The organism is Acidobacteriota bacterium, assembly GCA_020845575.1.
Lineage (GTDB): Bacteria > Acidobacteriota > Vicinamibacteria > Vicinamibacterales > Vicinamibacteraceae > Luteitalea.
The window spans coordinates 15,417-39,269 of sequence record JADLFL010000072.1 but is presented as its reverse complement, the minus strand read 5'-3'; the positions used below and the strand labels follow the sequence as shown (position 1 = coordinate 39,269).

The 23,853-nt window shown below is 67.8% G+C and carries 16 protein-coding genes; 11 read left to right on the top strand and 5 right to left on the bottom strand.

Annotated features, from left to right (window positions below; all coding sequences use genetic code 11):
• Positions 1-129: 129 nt before the first annotated feature.
• Positions 130-2,904, top strand: a complete 2,775-nt coding sequence (locus IT182_18365; protein ID MCC6165313.1) for a vitamin B12-dependent ribonucleotide reductase — start codon at positions 130-132, stop codon at positions 2,902-2,904.
• Positions 2,905-3,240: 336 nt separating this feature from the next.
• Positions 3,241-3,846, top strand: a complete 606-nt coding sequence (locus IT182_18360) for a hypothetical protein (protein MCC6165312.1) — start codon at positions 3,241-3,243, stop codon at positions 3,844-3,846.
• Between the two features lie 174 nt (positions 3,847-4,020).
• Here the strand turns inward: IT182_18360 and IT182_18355 are convergent, their stop codons facing one another.
• Genes IT182_18355 through IT182_18345 form a run of 3 tightly spaced genes read right to left on the bottom strand, consistent with a single transcriptional unit; the run spans position 4,021 to position 7,601 of the window.
• Positions 4,021-5,313, bottom strand: a complete 1,293-nt coding sequence (locus IT182_18355; protein ID MCC6165311.1) for a hypothetical protein — start codon at positions 5,311-5,313, stop codon at positions 4,021-4,023.
• Positions 5,310-6,818: a hypothetical protein gene (locus IT182_18350; protein MCC6165310.1), complete on the bottom strand. Its 1,509-nt coding sequence runs from the start codon at positions 6,816-6,818 to the stop codon at positions 5,310-5,312. Before IT182_18350 ends, IT182_18355 begins: the two co-directional genes overlap by 4 nt.
• Positions 6,819-6,839: 21 nt before the next feature.
• Positions 6,840-7,601, bottom strand: coding sequence for a class I SAM-dependent methyltransferase (locus IT182_18345; GenBank protein MCC6165309.1), 762 nt, complete (start codon positions 7,599-7,601; stop codon positions 6,840-6,842).
• Between the two features lie 353 nt (positions 7,602-7,954).
• On the opposite strand from IT182_18345, the gene IT182_18340 reads away from it, so the two are divergent.
• From IT182_18340 to IT182_18330, 3 genes are read left to right on the top strand one after another with little or no spacing between them, the layout of a single operon-like run.
• Positions 7,955-10,834, top strand: a complete 2,880-nt coding sequence (locus IT182_18340) for a HEAT repeat domain-containing protein (GenBank protein ID MCC6165308.1) — start codon at positions 7,955-7,957, stop codon at positions 10,832-10,834.
• A gap of 21 nt (positions 10,835-10,855) precedes the next feature.
• Positions 10,856-14,023 (top strand): TonB-dependent receptor, encoded by a 3,168-nt coding sequence (locus tag IT182_18335; GenBank protein MCC6165307.1) that lies wholly within the window; start codon positions 10,856-10,858, stop codon positions 14,021-14,023.
• A gap of 20 nt (positions 14,024-14,043) precedes the next feature.
• Positions 14,044-14,475 carry an NIPSNAP family protein gene (locus IT182_18330; protein MCC6165306.1) on the top strand — a complete coding sequence of 144 codons (432 nt, stop codon included), beginning with the start codon at positions 14,044-14,046 and terminating at the stop codon, positions 14,473-14,475.
• A 21-nt stretch (positions 14,476-14,496) separates the two neighbouring features.
• On the opposite strand, the gene IT182_18325 is transcribed toward IT182_18330, so the two are convergent.
• Positions 14,497-16,251 (bottom strand): hypothetical protein, encoded by a 1,755-nt coding sequence (locus tag IT182_18325; GenBank protein ID MCC6165305.1) that lies wholly within the window; start codon positions 16,249-16,251, stop codon positions 14,497-14,499.
• Positions 16,252-16,360: 109 nt separating this feature from the next.
• Between IT182_18325 and fumC the strand changes: the two genes are divergently transcribed.
• Complete coding sequence (gene fumC, locus IT182_18320; protein MCC6165304.1) at positions 16,361-17,764, top strand: class II fumarate hydratase; 1,404 nt, start codon at positions 16,361-16,363, stop codon at positions 17,762-17,764.
• Positions 17,765-17,785: 21 nt separating this feature from the next.
• On the opposite strand, the gene IT182_18315 is transcribed toward fumC, so the two are convergent.
• Positions 17,786-19,501 (bottom strand): NAD-binding protein, encoded by a 1,716-nt coding sequence (locus tag IT182_18315; GenBank protein ID MCC6165303.1) that lies wholly within the window; start codon positions 19,499-19,501, stop codon positions 17,786-17,788.
• Positions 19,502-19,590: 89 nt separating this feature from the next.
• Between IT182_18315 and IT182_18310 the strand changes: the two genes are divergently transcribed.
• The 5 genes from IT182_18310 to IT182_18290 all read left to right on the top strand — a co-directional run bounded on the left by IT182_18310 (position 19,591) and on the right by IT182_18290 (position 23,790).
• Positions 19,591-20,541, top strand: a complete 951-nt coding sequence (locus IT182_18310) for a TIM barrel protein (GenBank protein ID MCC6165302.1) — start codon at positions 19,591-19,593, stop codon at positions 20,539-20,541.
• 7 nt (positions 20,542-20,548) lie between these two features.
• Positions 20,549-21,004, top strand: coding sequence for a CoA-binding protein (locus IT182_18305; GenBank protein MCC6165301.1), 456 nt, complete (start codon positions 20,549-20,551; stop codon positions 21,002-21,004).
• Positions 21,005-21,333: 329 nt separating this feature from the next.
• Positions 21,334-21,546, top strand: coding sequence for a cold-shock protein (locus IT182_18300; protein ID MCC6165300.1), 213 nt, complete (start codon positions 21,334-21,336; stop codon positions 21,544-21,546).
• Positions 21,547-21,686: 140 nt separating this feature from the next.
• Positions 21,687-22,742 carry a DUF3500 domain-containing protein gene (locus IT182_18295; protein ID MCC6165299.1) on the top strand — a complete coding sequence of 352 codons (1,056 nt, stop codon included), beginning with the start codon at positions 21,687-21,689 and terminating at the stop codon, positions 22,740-22,742.
• A gap of 22 nt (positions 22,743-22,764) precedes the next feature.
• Positions 22,765-23,790, top strand: coding sequence for an aminotransferase class I/II-fold pyridoxal phosphate-dependent enzyme (locus IT182_18290; protein ID MCC6165298.1), 1,026 nt, complete (start codon positions 22,765-22,767; stop codon positions 23,788-23,790).
• Positions 23,791-23,853 lie beyond the last annotated feature (63 nt).

Below are 23,853 nucleotides of genomic sequence, written 5' to 3'. Positions count from 1 at the left end.
GTGTTCGCGGGTTCGGGGCGGCTGTTTCTCCGGTGTGGCGGGTTCTCGGTGGCTCGGGTGTGGGGTTCACATAGAGATCGCCGCGTGCTGACTCTGGGGAGGGTTCGTGCCGGTGCGAGGAGGAAGGGAATGCAGTCTGCACAGTCGGTCGAGGGCATCCTCGGCCCATCGACTGGTGCCACCGATGTCGTGCCGATTCCGGGTCTGGAGTTCCGCAGGACTTTCACGCGCGACGGTATCGACCCGTTCGACGCCGTGGAGTGGGAGACCCGCTCCGCGATCATCGGCAACGAGAAGGGGCATGTCGTCTTCGAGCAGCGCGACGTGGAGATCCCCAGGTTCTGGTCGCAGCAGGCCACCAACATCGTCGTCTCGAAGTACTTTCGGGGCACGATCGGCACGCCGGAGCGCGAGCGCAGCGTCCGTCAACTGATCGGGCGCGTGGTCGACACGATCACGGGCTGGGCCCGCACGCAGAAGTACTTTGCGAGCGAAGACGACCTGCAGGCGTTCAGCGACGACCTGAAGCACCTGCTCGTCTTCCAGAAGGCGGCGTTCAACAGCCCCGTCTGGTTCAACTGCGGCATCGAACCCCACCCGCAGTGCTCGGCGTGCTTCATCAACGCCGTGCAGGACACGATGGATTCCATCCTCACCCTCGCCAGGACCGAGGGCATGCTCTTCAAGTACGGATCCGGCACCGGGTCGAACCTGTCGGCGATCCGCTCGTCGCAGGAGCTGCTGGCCGGTGGTGGCACCGCGTCGGGCCCCGTGTCGTTCATGAAGGGCTTCGATGCCTTCGCGGGCGTCATCAAGTCGGGCGGCAAGACGCGCCGCGCCGCGAAGATGGTGATCCTCAACGCCGACCACCCGGACGTCGTCGAGTTCATCAACTGCAAGGTCGAGGAAGAGAAGAAGGCGTGGGCGCTGATCGACGCCGGCTACGACGGCTCGTTCACCGGCCCGGCGTACGCGTCGGTGTTCTTCCAGAACAGCAACAACAGCGTGCGCGCGACAGACGACTTCATGCGCGCGGTGCTCGACGATCGCGACTGGACGACGCACGCGGTGCGCGATGGCGCGCCGATGCGCACGTACAAGGCGCGCGACCTGATGCACCAGATCGCCGAGGCGACGCACATCTGCGGCGATCCCGGCATGCAGTTCGACACGACGGTCAACGACTGGCACACCTGCCCGAACACGGCGCGCATCAACGCGAGCAACCCGTGCTCGGAGTACATGTTCCTCGATGATTCGGCGTGCAACCTCGCGTCGATCAACCTGATGAAGTTCGTCGACGAGCAGGGCGAGTTCGACGTCGACGGCTTCCGCGCCGCCTGCCGCGTGCTCATCACCGCGCAGGAGATCATCGTCGACAACTCCAGCTATCCGACCAAGGCGATCGAGCGCAACAGCCACGCGTACCGGCCGCTCGGGCTCGGCTACGCGAACCTCGGCGCGCTGCTGATGGCGCGCGGCCTGCCGTACGACAGCGACGCCGGCCGCGACATGGCCGCGGCGATCACCGCCGTGATGACGGGCGAGGCGTACGCGCAGTCGGCGCGCGTGTCGCGCGATCACGGCGGGCCGTTCGAGGGCTACGACCGCAACCGCGAGCCGTTCCTCCGCGTGATGCGCAAGCACCGCAACGCGCTCAAGGACATCGATCGCACGCACGTGCCGGCCGACCTGTTCGATGGCGCACGCGAGGCCTGGGACGATGCGATCGAAATCGGCGAGGCGCACGGCTTCAGGAACGCGCAGGCCACGGTGCTCGCGCCGACGGGCACCATCGGCTTCATGATGGATTGCGACACGACAGGCGTCGAGCCCGACATCGCGCTCGTGAAGTACAAGAAGCTGGTGGGCGGCGGGCTGATGAAGATCGTCAACGGCACGGTGCCGATGGCGCTCGAGAAGCTCGGGTACTCCGCGCAGCAGGTCAAGGAGATCGTCGCGCACATCGACGAGCACGAGACGATCGAGGGTGCGCCGCACCTGAAGGCCGACGATCTCGCGGTCTTCGACTGCGCGTTCAAGGCGCTCAAGGGCGATCGCTCGATCCACTACATGGGGCACATCAAGATGATGGGCGCCGTGCAGCCCTTCATCTCGGGCGCGATCAGCAAGACGGTCAACGTGCCGAAGGACGCCTCGGTCGAGGAGATCCAGGAGGCCTACATCCAGTCGTGGCGCCTGGGCGCCAAGGCCGGGTCGATCTACCGCGACGGCAGCAAGCGGACGCAGCCGCTGAACACGTCGAAGGACAAGCAGGTCGCCACCGACGCCGCGACGGGTGTGCCGCAGCCGGTGCGCCGCAGGCTGCCCGACGAGCGTCCGTCGATCACGCACCGCTTCGACATCGCGGGCCACGAGGGCTACATCACCGTGGGCCTGTTCGAGGACGGGCTGCCGGGCGAGATCTTCCTCGTGATGGCCAAGGAGGGCTCGACGATCTCGGGCTTTGCCGACGCCTTCGCGCAGGCGATCTCGTACGCGTTGCAGTACGGCGTGCCGCTGCAGGTGCTCGTGGACAAGTTCAGCCACGCGCGCTTCGAGCCGTCGGGCATGACGCGCAACCCGGAGGTTCGCTTCGCGAAGTCGATCGTGGACTACGTGTTCCGCTGGATGGCGACCAAGTTCCTGTCGCCCGAAGCGCGATTCCGCGCCGGGGTGAACATGCCCGATCCGACGCTCGCGTCGGTGGAAGGGTCCGGCGATTCGGCCGTCGCCGCCACGGTGGCCGCCGCCGCGGCGGTCCCGGGCGCGAAGGGCTCGGAGTTCGCCTCGATGCAGAACCAGGAAGACGCGCCGCCCTGCACCACGTGCGGCTCGATCATGGTGCGCGCCGGCGCCTGCTACAAGTGCGCCAACTGCGGGACGACCAGTGGCTGCGGTTGAGCAGCCACTGGTCGTCCCAGTCCTGAGCCTGTCGAAGGGCGGAACGACGAGCGGATGCGGTTGATTTGAGCGAGCACGGCGCTCGCTCAAATCATGCCGGTGCAATGCCGCGATGCCGAATGCCGGGAATGTCGAGAGTCTTCGATGTTCCCGGCATTGCTCGTTTCAGCCTTGCTCCTCGAGCCGTAAGTCTTCGTGTTTCAGGGACACTGTACCGTTGTACAGACATGCGAAGGAGAACAGGGATGAACGAAGGGAACAGGAAGCTTGGGTGGGGTATGGCGCTCGGACTGGCCGCAGGAATGATCCTCTATCGGATTCTCTTCGGCTGACTTCATGGCGCTACGAATCTTTCTCGGCTTTGGCGCGATTCTCGTGCTGGCCATCCTCGTATGGCGCATCTGGGACGCCGAGCGCCAACTGCCCGAGATCACGTCGCTGGCCGAAGACGGGTTTCGCGACCTGGTCTTCGCCATCACCAGCGACACGGTCACCGCGGATGACACCAGAACGATCGATGTCGCTGGTCTGTCCGGCGCGAAGCGGGTTGGCTTCAAGGTCCTGATCGCGTCCGCCTGGAAGACTCTCGATACGGGAGAGCCGGACGTGGTCCTTCTCTCTGGCGTCATCACTCTGGAGTCCACAGGACCCGATAGCGACGCGTTCGTCACGGCGCTCGACGCCATCTACGGAACGAGGCTCGCACCAGCGGCGATGCGGCATTCGATCAGGTGCGCAGCGATCGCGCTGCAAGGCGATCCCACAGCGCTCAGTGACGGCATCACGAAGATCAAGATCTTCTTCGAGCCAGAGGACGAGTCCAGATACGCAGAGGCCTATCTGGACTTCGATCTCGCGAATCGACGGATGCATCTGAACGAGAAGGATCCGGAGTATCGCGCGCCGCTCGTGCGCGCTCTCTCCCAGGAGCCAGCGACGTGACAGCAGTCTGGTGGGTCTGGACGCTACCGTACTCACGCCAGTGAAATGCCGATGCCGAATGTCGGAATGTCGAGTCCTGGATGTTCCAGGCTTTCTGCTTTGTCCTTGACATTCGTCATTCGTCATTCGTCATTGCAGCATTCCCGGCATTCCCGGCATCGCGGCATTTCTGTGTCAGCGAACCACGCTCTTCCGGAGTACCGGCTCCCGCCACATCGCGGCGTCCATCACGGCATTGCCTGACGGGCCGGCGCTGGTGGAGAGTCGCAGCGTGACGGTCCGGCCGACGTAGCGGTCGAGGCGCACCGTCACGTCGCGCCATTGCCTGTCGTCCGGGTTTGCATACGGATCGACGTGCCCCTCCCACAACACATCTTTCGTTGGTAGGGCCGGCTCTCCGAGCCCGGCCGTCCCCCGCCCTCCGGGCGCGGCCGCTTCTGTCTCCACCGAGATCGCGAACGTCACGCCATCGCCCGCGCGCGTCCACGCTTCCCGCCGTAACGCGACAGCCGTGTCGAGACTCGTGGGTTCCGTCACGTCGATCTCCCACGCGACGGACGACTCGGGCAGCGCGAACAACGCGCGATCCCGCGCCGGTCCGATGTTGCCGGTCACGACATCGATCGGCCCTGACAGCGTGTCCCACGACGTGTCGATGCGCGCCTGCCACAGGTCGTCGATGAGCGCGCGTCCCTCACCACGCCACGTCGGTGTCGCGTCTGATGGTGTCCACGACGATGCGGCCTGCAGGGCGAACAACAGGACCGGTGGACCGAGCGCGAGGATCCACGTCGTGCGGGACGACTGCGACGTGAGAGCCACAGCGAGCAGGGGCAGCAACGCGATCAGTGTTGCCAGGCCCACCACGGCACCAACGCCTGCGCGTGTGTGCGGGCGCGGCAGCGCCTTCGGCCACGCGACATCCCATCGTGTCGATCGAGGTGCTGTCACCGTCAGGCCGAGTGCACCCCACCATTCGCGGCCACCACGAAGGAAACGTCCCGTTCGCGAGCGTCGCTCGCGGCTCATGAGGAAGGCGACGTCAGACGATGCGTCGGCGGATACCGCGCGCAGACCGACCCAGAGCGTGCGTCCGGGTTCGGCAGCGGTCGCGACGCGGATGCTCGCGCAGCGCCGTGTGCCGGGCGGCACCTCGACGAGCGTACGACCCATGCCGGCTTCCGGCGCGCCGTCGCGGTCGGCCAGTAGCTGAATCACGACACGCCTGACACCGCTGGCGTGATTCACGACGTGGACGCACGCGTCGCCTGCGCCTCCCGGTGGCACGACGAATGATTGCGCGACGAGACTGCCGTCGACTGGCAGCGGCGCCTCGCCGGACCGTACGCCTGTCAGTGTATCGAGCCGCCCCGTTTCCGCGTGCGCGAGCCAGTGATACGCCCACGTGGCCGATACGACAGCGAGGATGATCAGCGCCGCGAAGGGACCCCATCGTCGCGCTGTCACCGGGCCCGTCCCAGGCAGGAGTCGAGCGTGACGGTTCGACGTAGGCCCGTCATCACGGGTGGCTCGAAGTGTCCCTGCACTGCCAGTGTCCCGTCGTTCGCGAGCGTGAGCACGGCACGCCGGAACACGGCATCGCGTGCCGCGCCGCTCTTCGCGTACGTGTACGAGAAGTCATATTCGAGCAGCACGATGGGCCCTTCTTCGATGGCGAACGGCATGTTCTCCACGTAGACGGCCTCGGGTGCCGGCACCTGTCGTCCGAAGTCCTCCATGGCGCAGCGCGCGGTTGCCGCGGCAAGTCCCCAGATGCGCGCCTGTGTGGTGCCTGCGAGTGCGGCCACGAGTACCAGCGCCCCAATCACCGTGGGGACGGCTGCCGGCCAACGACAGTGCGACCGCCACATCCCGAGGCCGTAACCAATGAGCAGACAGAAGGGGACACCGACCATGTACAGGTAGCGTCGCGGCACGATGGCCATCACGTCGAACTGGAATCCCGCCGTTGCCGCGATGGCGATGGGAATCGCCGCCGCGATGAACCACGCGCGACCAGGCCGAACGAGTGCGCGCACGGCGAGCGCCGCCGCGGCGCTGGCACCGATCGGCCAGATCAGCAGTGCCGCGAGGTACCGCGTCGTGTCGCCCCACACGCCCGGTACGGGCCACAGCAACAGCGCGCGCAGGTTGGACGCGACCGCGGCGATGGCGTCGAGCGACAGCAGACGTCCCCCGAATCCGGCGACGGTGTATGGCGTGTCGACGCCGGCGAGCACGCGTGTCCTGTACGTGTAGAGCAGCACCGCGCAGACGAGGCTCGCTCCGGCTCCGATGAGCGCGCGCCGGCGAACATGCGGTGCGCTGCTCGCCAGCGCGAGGGCGAGCACGAGTGGCCCCGCCAGGTACCCGTTCTCCTTGAACAGGCCCGCTGTCACGCAGCCGACGACGATGCCGAAGGCCAACAGGGTTTCCCACCCCGCCTCTGCCGCGCGCCTCCGCCGCGTGGGGTCTGTCGCCGGAGTTCCGTTCTCCGGGGCCGGGCTTGCCCGGCCCGCTGTGACCAGCACGAGGGCCAGGAGCACGCCGAACGTCGCACCGACGTCGAAGATCGCGCTGAACCAGAGATACGCCTCGCTCGCCCATGGCGACCAGAGGAACAGCGTGGCGAGCGCCGCCGCCACTCCGCGCGTCAGCCCGAGCGATCGCGCCGCGACGAACAGGAGCCCGGCATTGACGGCGTGCAGCGCGAGCACGACGGCCATCCAGCCCGCGTGTCCGGGATGCAGCGGGCCGAGCACCCTGGCCACCGTGAAGCCGAGCGGCCGGTACACGCCGAACAGCCCCGTGGTGAAGATCCCGCGGAACGAGTGCGCCGCTGCGTCCGCGACGAGTGCGTGGTCGTCGGCCAGCAGGAAGTATCCGGCCGCATGCGAGTACGCGACGACGAACCACCAGACGACGCCGATCGCGACGATGGCGCCCCACGACAGTCGCGACATTCGCGGCATCGCGGAACATTATTCGTCGGATCACCCCTTCCGGCCGACGAGCGCGACCCACGCGTCGTCGAAGCGGGTGACATCGAAGTCGGTGAAGCCGGCATGCGTCGCGAACGTGCGGAACTCGTCGGCGCTCGACAGCATCGGCAGGAAGCACGGCCGCTCCTTCGGCGGATACGACGCCGCGTCGGCAAAGAGCGTCCAGCCCCGGCTCGACGCGATGTCGATGTTGTCGCAATACAGGCGGCCACCCGGCTTGAGGACGCGGAAGGCTTCGGCGACGTATTTGTACCGGTCCCACTCGTAGAGGTGCATGAAGACGACGGTGCAGTACACGACGTCGATCGAGTTGTCGGGTATCTCGGACAGGCCCACGTCGTGCAGCTCGACGAACCTGACGTTTCCGAGGTGCGCCAGGCGGCGCGCGGCGTGCGCGAGCATGTTGGGCGCGATGTCGGTGCCGATCCACTCCCTGACGCTCGGCGCGATCTCTGCGCCCACGCGGCCGACGCCGCAGCCGATCTCCAGCACGACATCGTTCTGTCGGAGCCCGACGTGGCGTTCGAGGAGCGCCCGTGTGTACGTGGCCGCACGCTGGAGCTCGTCGCGATCGGTCGTCGACGCCACGTACATCACGGCGTCCGTCTCGCGCTCGGACAGGTGCTGCCACGTCCGCTTGTAGTCCGAGCGCGCGATGTCGACGGCGCCGACCTCGAGCCGACGCGTCCAGAGCCAGTACCACGTCCTGATCGCGCGCTTGGTCAGTTGGCGCAGTCGAAATGAGTCAGACATGCCGTCACGAACAGTTCACCACTCGTCGTCAGGTACCGGCAGCGCGTCATGCGTCCACCGAGGCGCCCCATTCTACGCAGAAGTAGTGTGGCGCGAACGTGCCAGGGGCTGAAGCCCCTGGCCTCCATCTGAGAGAAGAAGCCCCCGCCTCCATCTGCAAGAGGAAGCCCCGGCCTCCATCCGAGAAAAGAAGTTCCTGCCCCATCGGGAAACTGAGGCGAGCCTTGACGCCGGTTGCCGGTTCGATCCCCTCCAACTCCCTGGACCGCTTCATCGCCCACCGTCCCGGCCTTGTGGTAGCGTGTCGGCCACAACGCAACCCCTGCGGGCGCAGCCCTTTGCCTTCGACTGACATGCCCAGACTTCGCTTCTCGCAACGCGCCGTTGGCGCGATGGTCGTCCTCCTCGCGTGCGCCGTCGGGACGCGCCTGACGCTCGATGCGTCGCGACAGCCCCAGGGCGCCGCACCGGGTGTCGCCCCTGCGGGCACGAAACTCATCGTCCCGCCCGGCTTCTCGGTCCGCGAGGTCTACCCGGCCGACAAGGCGAGTTCCATCGTCAACGTCACGTTCGACGCGAAAGGGGAGCTGGTCGTCGCCAAGGAGTACGGACCCATCGTGCGCCTGCGCGACACGAATGGCGACGGCGTGTACGACACCGAGCAGGTGATCACCGGCGCGATCACCAACTGCCAGGGCCTGCTGTTTGCGGGCTCCGATCTGCTCGCTACTTGCGACGGCCCGGAGAAGCCGACCATCGCGTCGCTCTATCGCGTACCCGATCGCAACGGCGACGGCGTGGGCGAGGCACCGATCCTCGTCGCGCGCAGCACGTATGCGATCGGCGAGCACGGCGCGCACGCGCTCGTCTTCGGCCCCGAGGGCGACGTGTACTGGATGATCGGCAACTTCGGCGGCACCGAGACGTCGTTCGCGCCGCTCTCGCCGTACCAGAACTTCGGCGAGGAGCAGTTGCTGCCGGTGATGGGCGACGCGCGCGGCCACGGCAACCAGGTGCGCGCGCCGGCGGGGTTCATCTCGCGGATGAAGCTCTCGGAGATCGTGGCGTCGACGGGATCCGCGAAGTCGCCCGCCATCGAGATCGTCGCCGGCGGGTTCCGCAATTCGTACGACACCGCGTTCAATCTCGCGGGAGAGCTCTTCACGTTCGACTCCGACATGGAGTGGGACATCAACCTCCCGTGGTATCGCCCCGTGCGCACGCTGCACCTGCTTCCCGGCGGCGACTACGGCTTCCGCTATGGTTCCGGACCGTTCCCCACCGTGTACCCCGACACGCTGCCGTCGCTCTCCGAGCTCGGACGCGGCTCTCCGGTGGGCATCACGTTCTACCAGGGGGAGGCGTTCCCGGCCGAGTACCGCGACGCGTTACTGATCGCTGACTGGTCGCGCGGCCGCATCCTCGCCGGACGACAGCAGCGCGCCGGTGCGAGCTACACCGAGACCATCAGCGAGTTCGTGATGGGGACGCCGCTCAACGTCACCGATCTCGAAGTCGGCCCCGACGGCTCGGTGATCTTCGCGCTCGGCGGACGACGGACGCGGGGCGGGTTGTATCGCGTGTGGCATGCGGAGGCCGCGGCGGCGCGGCCGGCACCGCACGCCGATCCCATCGTGCGCGCCCTTGCGCAGCCGCAGCCGCGGTCGGCGTTCGGACGCGCGGCCATCGAGCAGGCGCGCAAGGACGCGGGCCCGGAGTGGGGTTCCCGCCTGCGGGCCATGGTGTCCGACTACGAGCCTGCCGAGCGTCGGGCCAGGGCGATCGAACTCCTTCAGGTCCACGGCGATCCGCTGCCCGTCGACAAGCTCGTCTCGCTGACGCGCGACGGTGCCGAGGACGTGCGCGCCACCGCCGCGCTCCATCTCGGTCTCCAGCACACCGCTGAATCACGCGCGGCACTGGTGTCTCTGCTGCGCGACAGCGACCAGCTCGTGCAGCGCCGCGCGATCGAAGCGCTCGTGCGGTCGGGCCTGCATCCCGCGATCGCGCCGCCGTTCGATCCCGTCGCCGACGTGTTGCCCCTGCTCGCAAGCCCCGATCGTCACGTCCGCTACGCGGCTCGGCAGCTCCTGCGCCGCGTGGACCGCAATGGCTGGCGCGACGCCGCGATGGCGTTGCCGATGCCCGCGGCCATCGACGCGCAGGTGGTGCTCGCGCAGACGGCCGGCGTGTCGACGGACATCCCGCCGATGCTCGATCGCCAGCTCGCGCTCATCAAGGCCGGGCCGAAGGGCGCCGACCTCATCGGCCTGCTGCGCGCGATGCACTTGTCGATCATCCATGCGGGCGGCGTGAAGCACACGGCGCGCTACACCGCCATCGGCAGTGCGCTGCTCGAGACGTTCCCGACCGGCACGCCGCAGGTGGATCGCGAGATCGCGCGGACGCTCGCGTTCTTCGAGACGCCTGGCGCGGTGCCGAAGATCGTCACCGCGATGACGGCCCCCGGCGTCCATCGCGAGGACCAGTTGTTCTTCATGTACTGCCTGCGCGCGATGAAGGGCGGCTGGGAACAGCCGCAGCGCGCGGCGGTGGTGAAGTGGTTCCTCACGGCGCAGGACCAGCGGTGGCGCGGTGGCGCGAGCTTCCCCGGCTACATGCGCGACATGTGGAACGAGTTCCTCACGGTGCTGCCCGCAGACGAGCGCAAGACGGCAGAGGAAGAGATGGACGTGTACACGCCGCCGGTGCAACTGACCAGTTCCGGTCGTCCGCAGCAACTCGGCGACAACGCCAACCGCCTCTCGATCCAGGAGATGCGCGAATACCTCATGCTCGATCCGATGGCCTACACGGGCGACGCGACGCGCGGGCAGCGGACGTTCGAGAAGGCGCTGTGTGCGACGTGCCACAAGCACGGCGACATGGGCGAGGAATACGGACCCGATCTCACGTACGTGGCGCAGCGCTTCGGTCGCAGCGACCTGCTCGACGCGATCCTGGAACCGTCGAAGGTCATCTCCGACCAGTGGACGGCGTTCGAGTTCGTGCTGAAGAACAAGAAGGTTGTCGCGGGCGTGATAGTGTCGGAGACCGCTGATGCTGTCGTCGTGCAGCCCATCGGCGCCCCGCCGATCACCCTCGCTGTCAGGGACATCGCGTCTCGCACGGCGGCGAAAGTGTCGCCGATGCCCGAAGGCCTGCTCAACCTGCTGACGCTCGCGGAGGTGTCTGATCTCCTGGCCTTCCTCGAGCGGGCACCCGGAAGCTAGATCCAGAGGCGCATGGTCGTGATGTCGTCGGAACGTTCTCTCGCTGTCGCTCGCCGGTGGCGCGCGATCCTGTGCCTGCTGGCGTCCATCCTGGTGACGATGCCGGCCACGGCACTCGCGCAGACCATGGCCGCCACGCTGTTCGTCGAGGTGCGCGATCAGACGGGCGCCTGGCTGCCGGACGTCACGCTCACGCTCACCGACCAGCAGACGGCGCTCATGCGCGAGGGCACCACATCCTCGTCGGGGCTGCTGGTCATCCCGCTGCTCACCGCGGGCACGTATACGCTGCAGGCCAGCCGTGAAGGGTTCAAGACGGAGATCGTGCGCGACATCGCGGTGCAGGCCGGCGTGCGCGGCACCGTCAATGTCGTGATGGTGCCCGGGTCGATCACCGAACAGGTGATCGTGAGCGCCGACCTGACGACGCTGCGCGCGGGCAGCGGGACGGTGGGTGAAGTGTTCGACGGCGAGACGCTCGTCACGGTGCCCGTGTCCGAGCGCGACGTCATCCAGTTCACCTTCCACGCGCCGGGCGTGGCGCCGCCGTCGCCGGGGTCGCGCCTCTCGACGCAGGGCAACGTCGGCCTGAACAATAGCGGATCGCGCGAAGCCGCCAACGACTTCCGCCTCGACGGCGTCGACAACAACGACCTCTTCCTCAACCGCCTGGTGGTGAACCCGAGCCTCGACGCCGTGCGCGAGGTGTCGGTCCACCAGAGCACCTACGATGCCGAGCACGGGCGCAGCGCCGGCGCGCAGGTCAACGTCGTCATCAAGTCGGGCACGCGCACGCTGCGTGGGTCGGCCTACGAATACTTCCGCGACGAGGCGCTCGACGCGCGTCCGGCGTTCGTGCCCGACGGGACAGGGAAGCCAGCCCTCGGCAAGCACCAGTTCGGCGGTACCGTCGGCGGTCCGTTCGGGCGGATGCCGGCGTTCTACTTCGTCAACGTGGAAGCCATCAAGGCGCACGAAGCCGACACGCGGCTCGCCCGCGTGCCCACCGACGCGGAGCGCGCGGGCGACTTCAGTGCGCTGGGACGGCCGATCGTCGATCCGTTCACGCAGCAGCCGTTTCCCGGCAACGTGATTCCCGCGTCGCGCATGAGCGCCGCCGGGCTCGCCGCCGTCGGCCTGTATCCGCGCGCCAACACCGCCGATCACGGGTCGGCCAACTTCGTGTCGTCGCCGGCGGGGGAGCGCAACGCGATCCAGTTCACGGTGAAGACCGACGTGAACGCGTGGCAGGACAAGCCGTTCCACCTGCGATACACCTTCGGTCGCGAGGACCGCGACCTGCCGTTCCCGGCGCGCGCGCGCAACCTGCCCGCGTTCGGCACGTCGGTGCTCGATCAGGGCCACAACGTCGCCGCCGGATTCAATCAGGCAATCTCGAGCCGCGTGGTCAACGAGGTGCGCATCGGCGTGAACGCGCTGAAGCGCGACAGCGTGCCGACCAATGCCGGCACCGACGCGTTCGCCGCGCTCGGTATCAGGGGGCCGTCGATCGGTGGCGTCGACCTCGGCTATCCCGCGCTCGTCGTGAGCGGGTACGAGACGCTCGGCGACGATCCGAACCTGCCCGTGCTTCGCAGCACGCGCACCATTCACCTGGCCGACACGCTCACGGCGCAGATCGGCAGTCATCACGTCAAGACGGGCGGTGAGTTCAGGCACTACCAGTCGGATGGCCTGAACCACCTCTTCGCGCGCGGCCAGATCACGTTCGCCGGCGCGATCAGCGGATCACCGCTCGCCGATCTGCTGCTCGGCTATCCGACGCTGTCGCTGCTCGGCACCAACGACAACGCGCAGAAGCTGCGCACGTGGTCCTTCAACGCGTTCGTGCAGGACGACTGGCGCCTGTCGTCGCGCCTCACGCTCAACGCCGGCCTGCGCTACGAATTCAACGCGCCCCCGGTCGACGCCGACGACCGCATGCGGATCTTCGAACGGGCCACGAACCGGATCGTGCAGGTCGGCACGGACGGCATCCCGCGCTCGGGCATCGCGTCGGACCACAACAACATCGCGCCGCGCGTGGGCTTCAACTACGACATCACGGGCCGGGGGACCACGCTGCTCCAGGGCGGGTACGGCATCTTCTACAACATCGGCACGCTCATCGAGACGTCGGCGTTGTACTTCAACCCGCCGTACTTCGGCATCGGCCTGTACTTCCCGTCGCAGACGCGCCTGCTCACGCTCGCCGATCCGTTCCCGGGACAGGCCGTCGGCACGCAGCCCACGTACAACTCGCTCGATCAGTCGATGCGGACGGCGTACGCACACCAGGTCAGCCTCGGCGTCGAGCACGCGCTCGCGAAGACGACGTTCGATGCGCGGTATGTGGGATCGTTCGGACGCGCGCTGGTGCGCAAGCGCAACATCAACCAGGCCGTGCCCGGTCCTGGCGGCGCCGCCGCGCGACGTCCCATGCCCGCGTACGGCGACATCCTGATGGTCGAATCGGGCGCCTCGTCCGACTATCACGCGCTGCAGGTGGGCGCGGTACGTCGCGCGGGCAGTCGCTTCACGTTCCGCGGGGCGTACACGTGGTCCAAGTCGATGGACGATCAGTCGGCGTTCCTCGCCACCGACGGCAACGACAACACGCCGCAGGACAGCCGCAACATCGCCGCGGAATGGGGGCTCTCGGACTTCGACGTCCGCCATCGTCTCGTGTTCAGCGGGTCGTATCTGCTCCCGAACATGGGTAGTGGCGTGCTCGGCCGCGGCTGGCAGGTGGCCGGCGTCGTCGCGCTGCAGTCGGGGCGTCCGTTCACGCCGCGCGTGAGCTACGACAACAGCAACAGCGGCAACACCGGCGGCGGCACGTTCGCGTACGACAGGCCGAACGAGGTCACGGGCACGACACCTCCGGCCGGTGCCACAGTGGTCACCTACGAAGGCCGTTCCTTCGTCGTCGCGCCGCAGTACACGTACGGCAACGCGGGGCGCAACATCCTGATCGGCCCCGGATCCGCGACCATCGATGCGGTCCTGTCGCGCCGGCTGGCGCTCGGCGGTGCACGGAACCTCGAGCTGCGGTTCGAGGTGTTCAACCTGCTCAATCGCACAAACCTCCATCTGCCCGACAGCTTCGTGGATCGGCCCACGTTCGGGCAGTCGCTGTCGGCGTACGCGCGCCGGCAGGTGCAACTGGCCGCGCGGTTCACGTTCTGAGTCCCTTGAAGGAGTCTTCGATGCGCACGTCCCGTTCGGTGGTCGCGCTTGCCGTCATGTTCGCCGCCGGGTACGCGGCTGGCCAGTTCACGCGTGTCGACGCGGCCGCGCAGGCGGCGCCACGCGTGTTCGAGATGCGCACGTACTACACGTATCCCGGCAAGCTCGGCGATCTCAACACGCGTTTCCGCGATCACACCCTGCGCCTGTTCGAGAAGCACGGCATGACCAACGTCGGCTATTGGGTGCCGCAGGACGAACCGGCGCACGGCAACACGCTCGTGTACGTGATCGCGCACGCGAGTCGCGAGCAGGCCAGGAAGAACTGGGCGGCGTTCGGTGCCGACCCGGACTGGGTGAAGGCGAAGACGGCGTCGGAAGTCAACGGCAGGATCGTGGAGAAGGTCGACTCGGTGTTCATGGACGCCATCGACTACTCGCCGATCAAGTAGCCGTCCCACCTGGCCTTCACGTCAGGGATGCGGCCAGAGCGAGACCAGGACGTGCGGCCCGCGTGGCAGGTCGATGATGGCAGGCGAGTCGGTAGTGCCCTCGAGCATCAGCGTCCGGACGACTCTGCCGTCCTCCGGTGTTTGCACGAGGCCCAGCAGGGGCGTTCGATTCCGCATGGCGAGTCGGGCGCCCTCTCCGGCATCGCGCGCGTACACCACGAACGCCTTGTCTGACGACCATGTCTGCGTCCACGCGACGCCCCACGCGCCGCGTACGTGAGCTGGCGCCGACTCCTGCTCACCGCTCGGCAGGTGTCCGATGCGGGACGCGAGCCAGTGCGCGGGCTCGCCGCTGCGCCACGTGCGATCGCTGACGACGGGTTCGTAGTGCGGCCACGGTCCAAGCACCGTGAAGGTGCCCGCGATGCCATCTGCGTAACAGTACGCGCCGGGCGCGTCGCATGACGATGGCGACGGGAACGATGGCGGGCAGTTGGCCGGCCAGAGTCCCTCGAAGAGGAGCACCTTCTCGCATCCCGGCGTGGCTGTCGGCACGATTCCCGGCTCGCGATGCGACGTCCGCTCGGCGAACGCCTCCACGCGTGGCGTCGTCCATGACGGATGGTGCGCCCACAACCACGTCGCGAGCGGTGTGGGATAGCGATAGCTCTCGGGTCGTGGCGGCGGAAAGGCGATGGTGGTCCACACGACAGTGGCGACGGCCACGAGCGTGCCGAACGACCGTGCGATGCGACGGGGCGAGTGGTCGAGGGCCAGCAGCCACGGCAGTGCCAACGGTACCAGCCAGAAGACGTAGCGCGAGAGATCGGGATTGCCGCCCTGATTCATGTTGGGTTGCTGACTGATCACCGCCAGCAGCGCCACGGCGGTCAGCGCGGCGGGAGGCGCGACTGCTTCGCGCCAGGCGCGACGCTGGAGGAGCGCCGCCATCACGACGAGAGCGAGGAGCGGGAACCTGACGATCACGCCCATGTTGACGTCTGTCACCGGGAAGAGCAGCGACGTCAGCGATGGCCACGACGCGACGGTGTAGCTCGTGAGCGGCGACAGGCGGTCGAGACGCGACAGGTAGTAGAGCGGCGCACTGGCCGCGCACGCCGCGCCCGCCGCGGCGGCAACCCGCCAGCGCCCCGAGGCCATGCGCCCGGGGTCCTGAACGAGCGCGCAGACGCCGAAGATGGCGCAACCCACCAGCAACGCCGGATTCTGGCCGGCGCCGAGGCCGAGCAGGACGAGGCTGGCTGGATGGGGCCACAACAACGCCGCGCCGCCGAGGACGCACGCGATGAAGACGTCGGCCAGCGGCTTGTCGATCCACCAGACGATCGGGCTCACGAAGAGCGTCAGCGTCCACGGACCTGCGCCACGTCGCGCTGCGAGCCAGAGCAGCCACGCCATCATGGATGCGTTGAGCCCGACGAGGCCCCATGGATCACTTGCGCCGGCCAGCCGGGCGATCCAGACAAAGGGGACCGACAGCAGGGGATACAGCCACATGTGTGGCATGTCCCATCGGCCGTCGCGGCCCCGCAATTCCGGCAGTCGACGCGTTCGAAGCTCGTACCCGGCATCGGAGTCGTCCCAGGCGAGCGTGAACGCCTCCATCTCCGCGGCGGTCATCGCGGGTGACTTCCCGCTGGCGAGTCGACCGGCCATGGCGACGTACTCGCTCGCGTCTCCGACGCGTCGAGGTCGCGCCAGCAGGCCCATGGCCGCCAGCCAGACGATCGCGATCAGCACCATGCTGCGGCGCACCGACGCATTGTAGTGGGGGCGCGTGCGCGGCCAAATGACACCCGGTATGCTTGGGCGATGCGGCCGCCGGCCTCCGGCTGTCCCGGTGCCCCTGGCCGCGCCCACGACCATGACCAAGACCCGCACAGAGAAGGATTCGATGGGCCCCATCGAGGTGCCCGCCGACGTGTACTGGGCCGCGCAGACGCAGCGGTCAATCAGGAATTTCCCGATCGGCGTGGACCGCTTCAAATGGGGGCGTCCGATCGTGCGCGCGCTCGGGATCCTCAAGAAGAGCGCGGCGCAGGCCAACGCGGAACTGGGTGAGCTCCCGGCGGCCGTGGCCGACCCGATCGTGCGCGCGGCAGACGAGGTGATCGCCGGCGGACTCGACGACCAGTTCCCGCTGGTCGTGTTCCAGACGGGATCGGGCACGCAGTCGAACATGAACGCCAACGAGGTGATCGCCAATCGCGCCGTGGCGCTCACGGGCGGCACCGTCGGCGTGGACCGCACCATCCATCCGAACGATCACGTCAATCGCGGACAGTCGTCCAACGACACGTTCCCCACCGCGATGCACATCGCCGTCGTCGAGCAGCTTCACCATCGCCTGTTCCCGGCTGTGAAGACGCTGCGCGACACGCTCGCCGCGAAGGCCGAGGCCTTCGACGACATCGTGAAGACGGGCCGCACGCACCTGCAGGACGCCACGCCCGTGACGCTCGGCCAGGAGATCGGCGCGTGGGTCGCACAGATCGACTTCGGCCTCCATGGCGTGGAGCAGTCACTCGACGGACTCTACGATCTCGCCATCGGCGGCACCGCGGTCGGCACGGGCCTCAACGCGCACCCGCAGTTCGGCGAGCGCACGGCCCACTACATCTCGGAAGCGACGGGTTACCCGTTCAGGTCGGCGGCCAACAAGTTCTTCGCGCTCTCGGCGCACGACGCGCTCGTCCAGACGTCGGCGGCGCTGCGCACGCTCGCCGGCGGCCTCATGAAGATGGCCAACGACGTGCGCTGGCTCGCGAGCGGCCCGCGCTGCGGGATCGGCGAGCTCTTCATCCCGGAGAACGAACCCGGCTCCTCCATCATGCCCGGCAAGGTGAACCCCACCCAGTCGGAGGCGATGACGATGGTGTGCGTGCAGGTGTTCGGCAACGACGCGGCGGTGGCGTTCGCCGGCACGCAAGGCAACTTCCAGCTGAACGTCTTCAAGCCCGTGATGGTGCACAACGTGCTCGAGAGCATCGCGCTCATCGCCGACGCGTGCCTGGCGTTCGAGGAAGGCTGCGCGAAGGGCATCGAGCCCAACCGGGAGAAGATCGTCGAGAACCTCGGGCGCAACCTGATGCTCGTGACGGCGCTCAACCGGCACATCGGCTACGACAAGGCGGCGGCCATCGCCAAGCACGCGCAGAAGAAGGGACTCACGCTGCGCGAGGCCGCGCTCGCGTCGGGCGACGTCACGGCGGAGCAGTACGAGCAGTGGATCGTGCCGGTGGAAATGACGCGTTCAAGCAAGGCCTGACGCCATTCGACTCGCTCATGACTACGCGGGGCGGCGTCCTTCGTAGGCTTCGGCGAAGGCTCGCCGCTGGCCGCGTGAGCCCAGCATCACGAGCGACGTGCCGCGCCGCAGGACGGTGGCCGCCGTCAGGCGGCTGACCACCCCCGCGCCGTCCTCGATCCCCACGACGCTCATGCCCGTTCGCGAGCCGATTCCCGAATCGCGCAACGCGACGTCGCCGAGCGACGGCGGCACCGCGATGCTGAACAACTCCACGCCCTCGCCGAGCAGCACCGGCTCGTGGCCGCGCAGCAGCGACACGACGGCTTCGGCGCCGAGCGTCGTGTAACTCAGGGCGAAGTCCGCACCCGCCCTGTGGATCGCCTCGACGTTACGCTCGTGGGTGATGCGACTGATGATGCGCAGGTCCGGGTTCAGCCGGCGGCAGTACACCGCCAGATAGATGTTCATCGCATCGTCGTTGGTCGTGAGGAGCAGCGACGGCGACTCATGGATGCCCGCACGCGCGAGCAGTTCGCGATCGTTGGCGTCTCCCACGAACGTGGCGTCGACGTCGGCGGCCATCGGCGCGAGCGCGGCGGCGCTCCTGTCGATCGCGTGCACGAGCAGGCCCTTGGCGCGGATGGCGCGCGCGGCAGCCTGGCCAACGGTGCCCGCGCCGATCACCAGCACAGGCCCTTCCGACGTCGCGCGATCGCCGATGCGCGAATTCAGTGCCTCCACCTGCTCGTCGCTGCCGGCCAGGACGAGCACCGCGTCCGTCTCGATCCGCGTGTTCGGGTACGACGGCTGGAGCTTGCCGCGGCTCCAGAGGCCGAGCAGGCTGAGTCCCGTCTGCTCGCGCAGGCGCGTCTCCGCGACGGTGATTCCAACGAACGGCGTGTCCCGGGCCGGCACCTCCGCGAGCTGGAGGTTGTGAATCTTGCCGATGACGTGCGCCTCGGCCCTGCCCGCGTGGACGCGGTTGGCGAGGTACTGCCCGAGCTGGTGCTTGAGCGGCAGCGCCTTTGTCGCGCCGCTCAGTTCGAGCACGTCGACCGAATCGTCGTCCTCGACGATCGCCACCACGGGCACCGTCGACGACACTTCCCGCGCCGTCAGCGTGACGTTCGTGTTCACCGTGTCTTCGGCGTTGGCGAGCACGAGTCTCGCCCTGTCGATCCCGAGGCGCTCCAGCGTGGCGCGGCTGTCGGGCTCGCCCACGACGACGGACAGCCGTTCGTCGTAGGCCAGCGCCGCGCGATCGGGATCCGGCTCGACGATGACGTAAGGGATGCCTTCCTCCTCGAGCCTGATGACGAGGCCGTTGGCGATGGCGTCGCGCTCGATGATGACGACATGGCCCGAGACGTCGCGCGGCACGTCGCGCGGCACGCGGAGCCTGACGCGGGCCTCGAGCCAGGGGGCGTAGAACAGTCTGATGAACAGGAACGGCAGCAGGACGAGCAGGAACACCACGCCCGACAGCAGCACGGCGACGCTGAAGAGGCGTCCGACGTCGCTCGTGAACGTGATGTCGCCGAACCCGAGCGTGCTCATCACGACGAGCGTCCAGTAGAGCCCCGTGACCCACGAGTGCTGCTCGTGCTCCACGGTCGTCTTGATGAGGTGGAAGAGCGCGGTGTAGGTGAGGACGAGCGCGGCGAGGAACGCGATGTAGGCGAGCAGGGCGCGCAGGTTGCCCCGGGCCTCGCGCTCCGTCATGAAGTAGGCGACCTGGCTGGCGAGGAACTTCATCGGCGGCGGCGTCTCACGCGTCGAATGCTACCCTCGTCGCGTTTCGACCTACAATCTGGCGCATCTTCCATCTCCCACGAGAGTTCCGCATGCATCGACGCGAGTTCCTGCAGAAAACCACCGCCATGACGGCCGCCCTCGGAATCGGTCCCGTGGCCGCGAGGGCGCGACAAACGGCGCCGGCGGCGCCTCGCGCCCTGGCGCCGGCCACGCCGGCCCGGACGTTCCAGTTGAAGTATGCCCCGCACTTCGGGATGTTCCAGCAATCGGCGGGCGAAGACCTCTTCGACCAGTTGAAGTTCATGGCCGATCAGGGGTTCACCGCGCTCGAAGACAACGGGATGATGGGCCGGACGCCGGAACTGCAGGCGCAGCTCGGCGAGGCCATGGCCCGCCTGAAGATGCAGATGGGCGTCTTCGTGATCCAGACCGGTGGCAACAACAGCGACAGGTTCACGACGGGGAAGCCGGAGAATCGCGGCCAGTTCGTGAAGGCGTGCGAGGCCGCCGTGGAGGTCGCGAAGCGCTGCAACGCGAAGTGGATGACGGTGGTGCCCGGCGGCTTCGAGCGACGGCTGCCCATCGGCGTGCAGCACGGCCACGTGATCGACACGCTGCGCGCGGGCGCCGAGGTGCTGGAGAAGCACGGGCTGGTGATGGTGCTGGAACCGCTCAGCGACAACCCCGACCAGTTCCTGCGCACGTCGGATCAGACATACATGATCTGCCGCGCGGTGAACTCGCCTGCGTGCAAGATCCTGTTCGACATCTACCACATGCAGAAGAACGAGGGGCACATCATCCCCCACATCGACTACGCGTGGTCGGAGATCGGCTACTTCCAGATCGGCGACAACCCGGGTCGCAAGGAACCCGGCACGGGCGAGATCAACTACCGCAACGTCTTCAAGCACGTCCACGCGAAGATGCGCGCCGAGTCGCGCGACTTCATCTTCGGCATGGAACACGGCAACGCGTTCCCCGGCAAGGACGGCGAGCAGAAGCTGATCGACGCGTACGTCGCCGCTGACACGTTCTGAACCCGCGATGACAGACGACTGGCGCACACGTCTCATCGACACGCCCGACGGCATCCGCTCGCTGCTGTCGGGGATCCACCGCGTGGCGATCCTCGGGGCCCGGCCCGACTCGATGCCCGACAGGCCGGCCTACTACGTCGCCGGTGCGCTCCAGCGCATGGGCCTGACCATCCTGCCGGTCGTGGTCAACGACCACCCGGATGCGGAGATTCTCGGTGAGCCCGTCCACCGGCGGCTCACCGACGTTCCCCGCCCCATCGACGTCGTCGATGTCTTCCGCCGGGCCGAGGACCTGCCCGCGCACGTGGACGACATCATCGCCTGCGCCCCCGGCGCCGTCTGGTTCCAGGCCGGCATCAGCAACGACGCCGTCGCCGAACAGCTCGCCCGCGCCGGCATCCCCGTCGTCCAGGACCGCTGTCTGATGGTCGAATACCGCGCGCTCGGTCCGCGTCTTCGGTAGGGCCGGCTCTCCGAGCCCGGCCGATCCCGAATGGAGGCCAGGGGCTTCAGCCCCCTGGCGCGGACGTCAGCCGAGACGAAGCCACTTGCGCACGGCGCCGCAGGCGTGTATGATGACGGGTGCGCGACACGCCTTTCGAAAAAGGGGCGTGAATCCAAGGTTCGTAGAAGGCCTGGGAAACAATCGCCAGGCCTTTTGCATTGTGTGCCCGCAATCGTCGGTAGCGCAGCGGTTGCCCCCGTCGTGGGGGAGTTATCACGACAGAGCATCAGTAGTCGGTCGGTCCGTGAGGCATGGCGGTGCTCCGATTACCGAACGAGGAGTTCGTTATGCGTACGACTGGTACCGTGAAGTGGTTCAACGAGAGCAAGGGCTTCGGCTTCATCACCCCGGAGGGCGGCCAGAAGGATTGCTTCGTGCACCACTCCGCCATCGCCGGCACCGGGTTCAAGACCCTTGTCGAAGGTGAGCGCGTGGAGTTCGACATCGTTCAGGGCGCCAAGGGACCGGCAGCCGAGAACGTCGTTCGCCAGGGCCACTGAGCTCTCGCTGACAATCGGATGGGGACGGCCGAACCACCTCGCGTGGTTCGGCCGTTTTCTTTTGCGTGGACCTGCGCCAGGGGTTGAAACCCCTGACCTCCATCTGCATGTCTGCTTGGGTGTAGAATCCGCGCACTCCCATGCGCGCGCTGGCCACTTCCGTCCTGATCCTCGGCGTTGCCGTTGCAGCGGTGGCGTCACGGTCGTTTCTCGGCAATCAGCCGGCGACCCAGGCTGCCGCCTCCGACAGCACCGCGCCGGCGCAGGCGTTCGCGGCGTCGCTCTCCGGGCCCGCGAAGGAGAAGGCGCTGCTGCCGTTCGACCACGAGGCGCGCACGCAGTTGAACTACGTGCCGATGGTGCGTGCGGGCGTGCCGCTCGACGATCTCACCGCGCAGCAGAAGACGCAGGCGATGGCGCTGCTGCAATCGGGGCTCGGGGCGAGCGGCTACTCGACGGCGCAGAAGATCATCGCGCACGAGGACATCCTTCGCGAGATCGAGAAGGGCGCGGGCGTCAGCAACTACATGCGGCGCCAGCCGGGGCTCTACTACACGGCGCTCTTCGGCTCACCCCTCGCCAACGACGTGTGGGGCTGGCGTTTCGAAGGCCATCACATCTCCGTCAACGTCACGCACGCCGGCTCGCAGGGCGACATCGTCGCGCCGCTGTTCTTCGGCGCCAATCCCGCGAAGGTCAAGTCGGGGCCGTACGAAGGACTGCGCATCCTTGCCGCCGAAGAGGACGAGGCACGCGCGTTGCTGGCGCTCTTCACGCCCGATCAGGGACGCACGGCAATCATCGCGCCGGAGACCACCAACGACATCGTCACCACGAACAAGCCGAAGGTGGAACTCGGCCAGTTCGACGGCCTTGCGGCGTCCGCGATGACGCCGGCGCAGCAGGCGCAACTCCGCAAGCTGATCGAGGTGTACGCGGCGCGCTTCACGCCGCGGCAGCGCGCGTGGCAGCTCGCGCGCATCGACAAGGCCGGGTTCGGCACGCTGCACTTCGCGTGGGCGGGGAGCGTGGACGTCGGGAAGAAGCACTACTACCGCATCCACGGCCCGACGATGCTGATCGAGTACGACAACAGCCAGAACGACGCCAACCACATCCACAGCATGTGGCGCGATCTCGAGCACGACTTCGGTGGCGACGTGCTCCGCCAGCACCTGGCCACGCACAAGCACTGACGTCTCGCCGTTCGTTCCCTTCGTGATCGACCTTCGTTCGGACACCGTCACCAGACCCACGGACGCCATGCGGGCCGCGATCGCCGCGGCGCCCGTCGGCGACGATCAGTTCGGCGAGGACCCCTCCGTCAACGCGCTCCAGGAGCAGGCCGCCGCGCTCCTCGGCAAGGACGCCGCGCTCTGGCTGCCAACCGGCACGATGGCCAACCAGGTCGCGCTCCGCGTCCTCACGCGTCCCGGAGACGATGTGGTGGTGAGCGCGGAGAGTCACCTCGTGTGGCACGAGACGGGTGCGGGCGCCGCGAACGCCGGCGTGCAGTTCACGGCCGTGGGCAGTGGCGGAACGTTCACCGCTGCGGAGTTCCTCGCGGCGCGCAAGCCACCGGGCCACATGACGTATCCGCCCACGACGCTCGTGGCGGTCGAGAACACGCACAATCGCGGCGGCGGCGTCGTGATGCCGCAGGAGGATGTCGAGGCGATCTGCGCGGCGGCGCGTGCCAACGGTGTGGCCACGCTGCTCGACGGTGCCCGGCTGTGGAATGCCGCCATCGCCACCGGCCGCACGCCTGCCGATCTCGCCGCGCCGTTCGACGTGGCGTGGGTGGCGTTGTCAAAGGGGCTGGGTGCGCCGGCGGGATCGCTCATCGCGGGACCGCGGGAGCTGATCGCGCGTGCGGTGCGGTATCGGCGGATGCTCGGCGGGGCGATGCGGCAGGCTGGACTGCTCGCCGCGGCCGGCACCTATGCGTTAGCGCATCATTACGAGCGTCTGGCCGACGATCACGCGAACGCGCGGCTCATCGCGGAACGACTCGCCGCCACGTCGCACGTCAGGCTTGATCTTTCCACGGTCGAGACCAATATCGTCATCTTTCACTTACCAGACGATGGTCCTGATGCCGTGACGGTGCTGGCCCGTGCGCGAGAGCGAGGCGTTCTGGTGATCCAGTTCGGCCCGCGCACCGTCCGCGCCGTGACCCACCTCGACGTCACGCGCGAGCAGTGCGCCACCGCCGCGGACATCCTTGTCGCCGTCACGACGTAGGGGGCAGATGCTCACCGCTGGCGTAGGGGCGACGCATGCGTCCCCCCTACGGTCTGGGCCGAC

Excerpts from the sequence above, each read along its gene's own strand:
- IT182_18365 (MCC6165313.1), top strand. The coding sequence starts at position 130 with ATGCAGTCTGCACAGTCGGTCGAGGGCATCCTCGGCCCATCGACTGGT.
- IT182_18360 (MCC6165312.1), top strand. The coding sequence starts at position 3,241 with ATGGCGCTACGAATCTTTCTCGGCTTTGGCGCGATTCTCGTGCTGGCC.
- IT182_18350 (MCC6165310.1), bottom strand. The coding sequence starts at position 6,818 with ATGCCGCGAATGTCGCGACTGTCGTGGGGCGCCATCGTCGCGATCGGC.
- IT182_18345 (MCC6165309.1), bottom strand. The coding sequence starts at position 7,601 with ATGTCTGACTCATTTCGACTGCGCCAACTGACCAAGCGCGCGATCAGG.
- IT182_18340 (MCC6165308.1), top strand. The coding sequence starts at position 7,955 with ATGCCCAGACTTCGCTTCTCGCAACGCGCCGTTGGCGCGATGGTCGTC.
- IT182_18335 (MCC6165307.1), top strand. The coding sequence starts at position 10,856 with ATGTCGTCGGAACGTTCTCTCGCTGTCGCTCGCCGGTGGCGCGCGATC.
- IT182_18330 (MCC6165306.1), top strand. The coding sequence starts at position 14,044 with ATGCGCACGTCCCGTTCGGTGGTCGCGCTTGCCGTCATGTTCGCCGCC.
- fumC (MCC6165304.1), top strand. The coding sequence starts at position 16,361 with ATGACCAAGACCCGCACAGAGAAGGATTCGATGGGCCCCATCGAGGTG.
- IT182_18315 (MCC6165303.1), bottom strand. The coding sequence starts at position 19,501 with ATGAAGTTCCTCGCCAGCCAGGTCGCCTACTTCATGACGGAGCGCGAG.
- IT182_18310 (MCC6165302.1), top strand. The coding sequence starts at position 19,591 with ATGCATCGACGCGAGTTCCTGCAGAAAACCACCGCCATGACGGCCGCC.
- IT182_18305 (MCC6165301.1), top strand. The coding sequence starts at position 20,549 with ATGACAGACGACTGGCGCACACGTCTCATCGACACGCCCGACGGCATC.
- IT182_18300 (MCC6165300.1), top strand. The coding sequence starts at position 21,334 with ATGCGTACGACTGGTACCGTGAAGTGGTTCAACGAGAGCAAGGGCTTC.
- IT182_18295 (MCC6165299.1), top strand. The coding sequence starts at position 21,687 with ATGCGCGCGCTGGCCACTTCCGTCCTGATCCTCGGCGTTGCCGTTGCA.